Here is a 9559-nt window from a genome sequence, read left to right as displayed (position 1 = left end):
TCACTCATTGGGAAAGTTGTATTTAAGTGTTACGAGCTACTAGTCTTGCACAAACATTCTTTTTTTGTCCACTATGCAAAGAGCATGGATAAATACCTAAAAATAATTCCATGTTATCATTGATTCATCTTTGTTTTTAGAATAACATATAAACATATTTGCTAACAGGATGTTTTATATGGTTAGAATAATTCTATACGGTTGTAGTGGAAGGATGGGACAAGTCATTACATCAATGGCAGAGCGAATTGACAACCTTTCCATTGTTGCAGGAATAGACGTATATCCAAGTGAACGAGAATACCAGGTGTATCCAAGCCTGCTTGCATGCCCTGTTCAAGCAGACGTTCTCCTCGACTTTTCCTCACCCAAATCGTTGCACGACTATCTCGATATTGCCATTGAGCGCAGGCTCGCTGTTGTTGTGGCGACAACCGGGCTTGAGACTCCCGAATTGGATGCATTGACAAGGGCAGCAGAAAAGATTCCCGTTTTTCGTTCGGGAAGTATGTCGCTAGGAGTCAATCTCGTTCAACAACTGGTAAAAAATGCAGCAAAGGTCTTAGGAGAACAATTTGATGTTGAAATCATCGAAAAGCATCACAACCTGAAAAAGGATGCACCCAGTGGAACGGCGTTGATGCTTGCCGATTCGGTTAACGAAGGTCGGACGCAAAGGCTGAGATACGTATACGGCAGGCACGGAGGCGATACACAGCGGAAAAGTGATGAGCTGGGCATCCACTCAATGCGTGGTGGAACAATCGTCGGTGAGCATGAAGTTTTGTTTGCAGGCAAAGACGAAGTAATTACCATCAGTCATCAAGCCTTCTCGCGGCAGGTGTTCGCTACTGGTGCCATCTTGGCGGCTTCTTATATCGTCGAACAAAAACCCGGCATGTATTCGATGCAGGATATGATTACTGCAAAAAGTGCGATAACGACGCTGTTGGCACAACCAGATCAGGTTTTGGTGTCAATTGAGAATATACCGCGAAACATGACGCTGGTTACAGACCTCTATGGAGCGTTGGCATCAAATGATGTATTCATTGACATGATCAGCCATACGGGTGCAACCAACGGACATATCGCAATAGCTTTTACCATTAATCGGAAAGATCTTGACAAGACAAGGGGCGTAATTGCCAAGCTTACTGAGACGCAGCTGCAAACCAAAGCAACTATTTCTGAGAATATCACCAAGTTGACCGTGGAAGGCCCTGGCATGGAATTCCAGTCCGGTGTAGCGTATAAAGTGTTTTCTTGTATGGCAAAAGCAGATATTTCGATTTTTGCAGTTACAACGTCGGAGAGTAAGATTGAATATGCAATCTACTCTACCGACGTCGATAAGGCAATACGAATCATCAAGGAAGAATTCGCTATTTAGTCGGTTGCCAAACGCTGCATATTCACAACGTGTTCATACTGCTCGACCGGGTAGGATGCATAAATGATTGCGGTTCGGTTGAACCGCTTGATGGTCACCACCTTGATCACAGTCCCTTCGCATACTACCTGGCCGTATCGATTGACCATGTTTACAGTTCTCCCCGCTTCTGGAAGCGGCAGATATTCGAACGGGAAAGCAATAAAGGACAAATTCTTGGTGTAGTTTTTTTGCTTGAGATAGATGGCCAAGCCGGGGCAAGCTGCTACACACAAACCGCACCCGGTACATGTTTCGATGTCGATGACCGGTAGGTTGGTGATCTCGGAACCAACCGTAATGGCATGAACTGGACATGCCGTTTCACATGGGTTGCAGGGGATTGCCTCGATGCATTCAATTACTGCCACTGGATGTTGCATGCGCTCATCAGGAAGGATGTATTCCTTTGTTGCGTGCAATTCAGCCAAGCTTGCCGCACCGGTGGTCTTCAGTCTCTCTTCGCTCTCATGTTGATAATCCATCTCGTTCACCCTTCCCTGGCAGCCATAATGGCCTCTTTCGCATCGCGTCTTTTTTGGCCGAACATCCCGGAACGCAGGGCCATCAAATTATGGTTGATTGCCTCAAATCGCGACCTATACCGTGATGCCTCGAGATACCCTAGTGATTGGGCAGCCGATAATCCGGCCATGCGCCCTTCTTCCATCGCAGTACTGGCTTCTTCAACACCTGAAACATCGCCTGCGATGTAAATCGAAGGTATGCTGGTACGCATCGACTCATCATGCCATGGCACCAAACCACCCAAAACGGGACTATTGACCGAACGGCAACCAGCGCCGAAGGCCAGTTCCACCGCAGGGGTAAGGCCGGCGGCAATGCAGATGGTGTCTACATTCAATGTAAATTCTGTACCTGCAATCGGTTTCCAAGCGGCATCGAGTTTTACAATCAGTGCCGACTCGACATGATCGGTTCCATGAGCCTCAAGTACGGTATGAGCAGTGTAGAAAGGGACACCTGCACGTCTGACCTTCGCCGTATGTACACCATACCCGCCAAGTTGCGGGGCTGCTTCGACCACCGCTCTGACTTGTGCTCCGGCTTGAAGCAACTGATATGAGACGATGACGCCTACATTCCCCGACCCGATCATCAGGATTTTCCTGCCCGGGAGAACCCGGTGGATATTGATCATGGTTTGCGCAGCCCCGGCTCCCATAACACCGGGAAGTGTCCAGCCAGGAAAATTGACGACGTTCTCGTTGGCTCCGGTTGCCAGTATGATGCGCTTGGCATGGATGGTCAGGGATTTGCTTTTATCACGCACCAGCCAGACTTTATCCTGATCGAATATTCCGCAGGCTTCGGTATTGAGCCAGACTTCAATATCCAGTTCTTCCGCCTTCTTCAACAATAAGGTTCCGATATCGATTCCGCGTACGCCTGCACTATGTTCCCGAGAGCCGAAAAATTTGTGAATCTGCTTGAACAATTGTCCACCGGGCTTTGCGTTTTCGTCAACCAACAACACCTTCGCTCCGGCCTCAGCAGCTTCGATAGCCGCACACAATCCAGCCGGGCCGGATCCGATAACAACTATATCTCGTTCTACCATTTGCTATCGTTCCCCTCCCCAATCGCCGAATCCCATCTGCGTCTCTATCACCATCCCATCCTCTACCGCCGTTACACAGGTACGTACATTTGGAGTTCCGTTGACAGTCATAACACAATCGGTGCAGCGACCGATGCCGCAGAAGATACTGCGCGGTTCATGTCTTTTCACCGTCTTACGGAAATAGGGCTTGCCGGCAGCCATGAGTGTTGCAGCAATCATTTCACCTTTCCGCGCTTCGACAGGTTCGCCGTCAACATAGATGGTGACTTTCTCTTCCTCCGGAAGCGGACCAAGTATCGGATGATCAAGAATTCTTTGCATCATTGAACTCCTCGTTCTCAACTACCTGCATCTTTTCAGGTCGCACGGGATACCGATAGGATTTCGGCATCACCTCTTCAAGCGGTTTGCCGGTGCGCTGGGCAATGATTCTTGCAATGGTCTTGGAGCAGGTTCTTCCTTGGCAAAGGCCCATACCCGCCCGAGTAACACGTTTGATATCCTTGACAGTTATAAAACCCTCGTCTATAGCCTGTTCAATCTCGCCCAAGGTAACTTCCTCACAGCGGCAGATGAACATATCCTTATCATCGTCAGCCATACACACACCTCCTTACAGGTTTGCGAATCTGTTGGGCGACAATTCGTCCAATCGATGGTCGACCGGGTCCCGGCACACCATCGATGCCAAGATTGTACCGGTAATCGGAGCAAGGGCAATACCATCGCCTTCATGTCCCGCTGCAGTAAAGAATCCTTCAATTCCACTATGCTCTCCCAACAGCATCCTCCCGTCGGGCGTCGAAGGCCGCAGGCCGGCAATTGCACGAATGAAGTTGACATCACGCAGCCGTGGCAGATACTTGAGCGTCTGATTGATGATCGCCCTGATTCCCCCGATCGTGGTGCTCTTATCGAACCCTACGTATTCACGGGTGCTGCCGACCAAATACGTATCACCTCCCGAACGGGTAAATGCAAAGGACAATCCCATCGACCGCTCATCTTCATTCAAATCCACAACAACATCGTTTCGTAACTTTGTCACCAGATATTTCGCACTCCAAAGATTGGTCTCCCCTATCGGTGGGACTCGTTCGGTGATGACGATTTGGCCTCGTTTGGGGGTAATGGGTACGTTGGCTCCGACCATCTCCCCGATCTGACCCGCCCACGTTCCTGCTGCATTTACGACAACCGGGGCCTGAAACACCGTACAGTCCTGGGTGGATACCAAATAATCACCGTTGCCGATTCGATCGATGCCGACTACCCCGTTTCGCCTGAAGACCTTCATACCATAGTGAGCGCCTTTTCGTTCGAATGCCCGCATCACGGCAAATGGATCCACCTGGGAGTCCATCCTGCTGTAGGTGGAAGCTATGATATGGTCGCTGAGGAAGGGTTGTTTCTTGTGAATCTCACGTTTGTCGATCACCTCGACATCAAGACCATACGAACGTTGCTGTGAGACAAACTCCTCCATGATCTCCAACTCCTGTTGGTTTTCAATCAGCACCATTCCACCCAGGTTTGCAAATCCAAGGTTGTCATCCATTTCGGCACGCAGCGACTTATAAAGTTCCAAGCTCTCAAACGTCAGTTCAAGATTGATGCCGGGCTTTTTGGACTGGAAGAGTATCATGTCATCGCATGCGCCGGATGCCCCATCGGCAAAGCCCCCTGTATCAAGTACAAATACCCGCTTACCTCGTTTTGCGAGGTAAAAACCACAAGACAGGCCGATAATGCCTCCACCGATAACCAATACGTCGGCAGCATGAGTCATGTACTTCGTCTCCTCAAGTGTGCCGACCGATCAACCAAATCCATTTCGACCAGTTTTTCGGCAATTTGTACAGTATTGAGCGCCGCTCCCTTGAGCAGGTTATCAGAAACCACCCACATATTCAGACCGTTTTCAACCGAAGGATCCCTTCTGAGTCTTCCTACAAAGACTTCGTAACAATCCTCTGCATCAATCGCCAACGGGTACGCCAGACGGGCAGGATCATCCACCAGCTGTATGCCTGGGGCTTTTTTGTATATCTCGAACACTTGTTCCATCTCGAATGGCTTTTCAAACTCAAGGTTGATGGACTCACTATGACCTCGGAATACCGGAATTCGGACAGCCGTCGGGCTGACAAGAATGTTGGGATCCAGCATTTTGTGTGTTTCATTTACCATCTTCATCTCTTCTTTGGTGTACCCATTTTCCAAGAATACATCTATGTGAGGCAACGCATTGAAAGCTATCTGATGCGGATACACGTTCGCGACTGCTTGTTTGCCATCCAATACCGACTGCGACTGTTCCCGCAATTCACGAATTGCAGCAGCTCCGCTGCCTGAGACAGCTTGGTAGGTCGAAACCACAACACGCTTGATTGTGAATGCATCATGCAATGGCTTGAGCGCCACCAACATCTGAATCGTCGAGCAATTGGGGTTTGCGATCAGGCCCTTATGTGCTCGCAATGCTTCAGGATTGACTTCGGGAATCACTAAAGGTACGCCCTCGGCCATACGCCACTGGCTCGAGTTGTCGATTACCACTGCTCCTTCCGAAACGGCTATCGGAGCCAGGATCTCACTCGCTTCTGCTCCAGCAGAGAATAAAGCGATATCAACATCGGTGAACTTACTCTTGTCCGCTGTTTCAACCGTCCACATCTTGTTCCTGAACGGTACTTGCTTTCCTGCATTCTCTTCGATGTCCATCGGTTTGAGCGAGGAGACAGCCAACGAGGACCGTTCCAGAATCTTGGTCATCTGTTGGCCAACAGCTCCCAGGGCTCCCACAATTGCAACTCGATATGATTTCATATGTACCACCTTTTTAGCCGGTTGTTCATACTGCTGTATCGCACAACCAGCTCAACCATCCTGAATGATGGCGTCACTATGTTATTACCAATGCTCTCCCTTAAGCCGGTACGGCGGGCTTAATTACCTTCTTTTTCATTTTTGCTACAATAAAGAAAACCAAGATGATGACAGCCGATATGATCAAGGCCATATCAACAGTGTACGAATGCATGATTTTCGGTGTGCACGCTACGATGATCATAGCTACCGTCAAAGCTCCCAATACCGCTCGTTCCCAGAGTTTCAAAATCCTGTTAAAATATCCACGCATCGATGATGCCATAGTAATAACAGCATAGAATATGAGAATACAAAGGGCTATGACTTCAAGAAAGGATCCTCTCATCAAGAAGGCAGGGTTGTAAACGAAGATATAGGGGATGATGAATCCCACCAGCGCCAGACGCAACGCTTCCCATCCCGTCTTCAACGGGTCGGAACCGGCAATGGCAGCTCCACAATAACTAGCAATGCTCACCGGGGGCGTCACTTCAGCCAGGATGGCAAAATAGAATACAAAGAGGTGGGCGGTCAGTACATCGATACCCAGGGCCTGCAGAGCCGGACCGCCAATTGTTACGGCAACGATATAGGCGGGAGTACACGGCATTCCCATGCCCATCAGAATCGATGTAACCATGATGAGCATCAATGCAGGCAGCAAAAATCCGCCTGACCAGGATTGGATAACGGAAGCTATTCCCAACGCTAAGCCGGTATATGTCACGATGCTGATCACCATTCCGGCTCCGGCGCATGTGACTGCCAGCATGATGAGATTCTTTCCAGCCAACTCAAACGTTTCATACAACTTTTTGGGAGTCATCCACGTGTTACGCTTGAAGAATGTAATCAAGAATGTAGCCAGAATTCCATAAACAGCAGCCATGAACGGCGAATAACCGATTACTAGGAAAATGACAAGGATAATGAGGGGAATCAACTGATACGAGTCTTTCAAGACTTGTTTCGTTGAAATAATTTCGCTTTCATCCATTCCTCGAAGATTCTCTTTTTTGGCCTCGAAGTGGACTTTGATGAGAATACTCAGATAATAGAAAATTGCACCAATGACGGCTGCCTTGATGATATGGACATACGCAATTCCGGTTATTTCCGACATGACGAACGCTCCGGCACCCATGATGGGAGGCATGATCAACCCACCTGTTGAGGCAGCTGATTCAACCGCTCCTGCGAATTGTTTGCGATAGCCCAACCGCTTCATAAGGGGAATGGTGAACACACCGGTTGCATATACGTTTGCAGCAGCCACCCCGCTGATTGAACCAAACAGGCCGCTTGAGATGACAGCAATCTTCGCAGGACCACCAACCGACCTTCCCGCTAGTGATACTGCCAAGTTTGTAAAGTACTCACCGGTCCTCGTATTTTGCATGAACGCACCGAAGATGACAAATACAGCAACCAGTGTAGCCGTAACCCCGATGATGGAACCGTATATCCCCTCACTTGTAAAGAGGTAGAGAATTTCCACCATGCGGCTGAGCTGCATCGGCTTCGAGTAAAAAATACCACTGAGATACGGAGCTGTGACCAGATACACAAGAAAGAGACTGATCAGGATGGCCATCGCAGGTACGACAACCCGGCGAACCGCCTCGATCAGCAATATGATATTGATAAGGCCGAGAACTGTCTCCACCGGATGGACTGGATCGATCATTTCATACCGCATATTCAGTCTCGCATCCGACAACATCAGATACAGTGGTGGGAAAATAGCCAAAATGGCTAATATACAATCCAATACCGTCGGTCGATCAGTAGGCGACTTGGTTTTAGACGCAGGAAACAGAAGAAAGGCCATCGGCAAGAGAACCATCAGGTGAATACCACGCTGAATTCTTGGCTGGAAAACTCCAAATATTGCGGTATATAAATGAAAAACAGCCACCGCAACTAGGCAAAAACTGACAACCCATTTCAACCAACCTTTCAATTCACGCATAGTATTCACTCCACTTTTGTTTTAGTTTTTAAAAAACGGACCTTACGGAAGGTCCGTTTTTGATAGTCGAGGTACTCTTACTTCAACAAACCAACCTCTCTGTAATACTTTTCAGCACCCGGATGCAGAGGAATCATTGTATTAGGAGCAGTCTCAGCCGTGAAATACTTCCCAAACGAAGGATTGATGCTCTTCACTTCACCAATGTTCTCTATGAGAGCTTTCACGAAATGGTAGGCAACAGTGTCGGACAGTTTGGCAGAAGCAATGATTTCAGTAGAGTGTCCGATGGCCTTCTTGTTCACATCAATACCCTTGTAGGTTCCCGCGGGAATCACGTTCAAACCGGTTTCGAGGGCAACAGTACCATAGGTGTCGGCACTCCACTTGATCAAATCATCGCTGGCTTCAAGGATGGTTGAATCTCTGGAAATCGTCATTTCGGTAATTGCGGCACCGGGAAGTCCAAGACATGCGATAACGTAATCAACGTGTCGATCCTTATAATAGTTGACCATATCACCATAGACAGCCTGGAACAGTTTGCCGCCATTTTTCTCGATTTGTTCGTAGGAAATGCCATAGTAGTTTTCAAGGATGAACGTGGTAAGGGCACGCTCACTGGTTCCCGGCATCGGAGCAGCAACGTTGAGTTTCTCTCCGGCCTTGATCTTTGCAGCAAATTCGTCGATCGTGGTAACTCCAGTCGATTTCGCAGCAAGGAAGTGGTAGAAGTCCACAGAGAATCCTCCCAGCAGTCCTCTGATGTTCTTGACTTCCCTGTCATACAAAGGAGCTATACCATTGTAAGCAGCTTTGTCGACATATCCCACACCCCAACCAAAATCATCTTTTCCCTGATCAACTGCTAGCGGGTTTGCTGTGCCACCACCAGGAATGACCTTGATTGTAATTTCGGGGAATGTGTTTTTCACAATTGCCGACATGGCTCCAGCCTGTGTGTACCAACCGCCTCCCATTCCACCAGCCGTCCATGAGTACGTGCCTGCTTTGAGAGGTTCCATTCCTCCTGCCGTCGGAGTAGCAGTCTCCGCCTGCGCAGCTGCAAAGAGCAAACCCGATACCAGTATCAACGCAAGCATCAGTAACCCTATTCGGTTCCTTTTCATGTCTTCCTCCTATTGTAGTGACGTATGAGTGCATTCTTGCTACTTCTTATAGTATGAGTAGCGACTATATCTTACCATGACTGCGGTAGTTGTCAACGCAATTATTCTAAACCGATAACGAACACACAAAATAATAAGGTCCTTCATACTACCCTCAAGGCCTGATCTTTCACTGCATGAGAGCGCCAGGAAATGATGGAACCATCAAGAAACGATGTGTTTGATGGAAAACAGCACGCTACGCTTGGCAATACTGGTCATTGGCAGCCTTTCTCTTTGAGTCGCTTGAATCAAGAAACCAAAAATCGGTGCATGATAAGGGACAAGCCATCACTATACTGAAGGCTCTGCCGGAAAGAGTAAAGTTTCTGATGAGAGCCTCCCGGATTCCAAGCACGAACACTTGTGCCCTGGCAGAGAACACACCAGAAACCTATAGGCGTATGTTTATAAACATCAAACAGAACAAGTGAGGAAATTAGGTAACGAGGTGTAAATCGCCAATGAGAGGGCACTTGAAGAAAGCGAACAGCTCGATGAGTTTCTTGCTATAGTTGGCCGCTTCCCAG

9 protein-coding genes are annotated in these 9559 nt (G+C 48.4%); 1 reads left to right on the top strand and 8 read right to left on the bottom strand.

Annotated features, from left to right (window positions below):
- Positions 1 to 169 precede the first annotated feature (169 nt).
- Positions 170 to 1393 (top strand): 4-hydroxy-tetrahydrodipicolinate reductase, encoded by a 1224-nt coding sequence (gene dapB, locus B3F49_RS03625; RefSeq protein WP_320349910.1) that lies wholly within the window; start codon positions 170 to 172, stop codon positions 1391 to 1393.
- On the opposite strand, the gene B3F49_RS03620 is transcribed toward dapB, so the two are convergent.
- The 8 genes from B3F49_RS03620 to B3F49_RS03585 form a co-directional block, all read right to left on the bottom strand.
- Positions 1390 to 1917, bottom strand: coding sequence for a 4Fe-4S dicluster domain-containing protein (locus B3F49_RS03620; RefSeq protein ID WP_293909023.1), 528 nt, complete (start codon positions 1915 to 1917; stop codon positions 1390 to 1392). The two genes, dapB and B3F49_RS03620, sit on opposite strands and share 4 nt — an antisense overlap.
- Before the next feature lie 5 nt (positions 1918 to 1922).
- Entirely contained in the window at positions 1923 to 3014 is a 1092-nt protein-coding gene (locus B3F49_RS03615; protein ID WP_293909021.1) for an NAD(P)/FAD-dependent oxidoreductase, read from the bottom strand.
- 3 nt (positions 3015 to 3017) lie between these two features.
- Entirely contained in the window at positions 3018 to 3338 is a 321-nt protein-coding gene (locus tag B3F49_RS03610) for a (2Fe-2S)-binding protein (RefSeq protein WP_293892130.1), read from the bottom strand.
- The gene (locus B3F49_RS03605; RefSeq protein ID WP_293892133.1) at positions 3322 to 3618 is read right to left on the bottom strand and encodes a (2Fe-2S)-binding protein; all 297 of its coding nucleotides are present in this window, start codon (positions 3616 to 3618) and stop codon (positions 3322 to 3324) included. Before B3F49_RS03605 ends, B3F49_RS03610 begins: the two co-directional genes overlap by 17 nt.
- Before the next feature lie 12 nt (positions 3619 to 3630).
- Positions 3631 to 4806: an NAD(P)/FAD-dependent oxidoreductase gene (locus tag B3F49_RS03600; RefSeq protein ID WP_293909019.1), complete on the bottom strand. Its 1176-nt coding sequence runs from the start codon at positions 4804 to 4806 to the stop codon at positions 3631 to 3633.
- Positions 4803 to 5846, bottom strand: a complete 1044-nt coding sequence (locus B3F49_RS03595; protein WP_293892138.1) for an aspartate-semialdehyde dehydrogenase — start codon at positions 5844 to 5846, stop codon at positions 4803 to 4805. The genes B3F49_RS03600 and B3F49_RS03595 overlap by 4 nt, the downstream gene beginning before the upstream one ends.
- Before the next feature lie 100 nt (positions 5847 to 5946).
- Positions 5947 to 7860, bottom strand: coding sequence for a TRAP transporter permease (locus B3F49_RS03590; protein WP_293892141.1), 1914 nt, complete (start codon positions 7858 to 7860; stop codon positions 5947 to 5949).
- Between the two features lie 77 nt (positions 7861 to 7937).
- Positions 7938 to 8990: a TAXI family TRAP transporter solute-binding subunit gene (locus B3F49_RS03585; RefSeq protein ID WP_293892144.1), complete on the bottom strand. Its 1053-nt coding sequence runs from the start codon at positions 8988 to 8990 to the stop codon at positions 7938 to 7940.
- Positions 8991 to 9559 lie beyond the last annotated feature (569 nt).

The sequence above is a fragment of the Sphaerochaeta sp. UBA5836 genome (assembly GCF_002432845.1).
GTDB lineage: Bacteria > Spirochaetota > Spirochaetia > Sphaerochaetales > Sphaerochaetaceae > Sphaerochaeta.
The sequence above is the reverse complement of the archived record's forward strand: the minus strand, read 5'-3'. Positions and strand labels throughout refer to the sequence as shown.

Bases quoted from the DNA above. Each gene is read 5' to 3' on its own strand.
- B3F49_RS03620 (WP_293909023.1), bottom strand. From the start codon at position 1,917: ATGGATTATCAACATGAGAGCGAAGAGAGACTGAAGACCACCGGTGCG.
- B3F49_RS03610 (WP_293892130.1), bottom strand. From the start codon at position 3,338: ATGCAAAGAATTCTTGATCATCCGATACTTGGTCCGCTTCCGGAGGAA.
- B3F49_RS03600 (WP_293909019.1), bottom strand. From the start codon at position 4,806: ATGACTCATGCTGCCGACGTATTGGTTATCGGTGGAGGCATTATCGGC.
- B3F49_RS03615 (WP_293909021.1), bottom strand. From the start codon at position 3,014: ATGGTAGAACGAGATATAGTTGTTATCGGATCCGGCCCGGCTGGATTG.
- B3F49_RS03605 (WP_293892133.1), bottom strand. From the start codon at position 3,618: ATGGCTGACGATGATAAGGATATGTTCATCTGCCGCTGTGAGGAAGTT.
- B3F49_RS03590 (WP_293892141.1), bottom strand. From the start codon at position 7,860: ATGCGTGAATTGAAAGGTTGGTTGAAATGGGTTGTCAGTTTTTGCCTA.
- B3F49_RS03585 (WP_293892144.1), bottom strand. From the start codon at position 8,990: ATGAAAAGGAACCGAATAGGGTTACTGATGCTTGCGTTGATACTGGTA.
- B3F49_RS03595 (WP_293892138.1), bottom strand. From the start codon at position 5,846: ATGAAATCATATCGAGTTGCAATTGTGGGAGCCCTGGGAGCTGTTGGC.
- dapB (WP_320349910.1), top strand. From the start codon at position 170: ATGTTTTATATGGTTAGAATAATTCTATACGGTTGTAGTGGAAGGATG.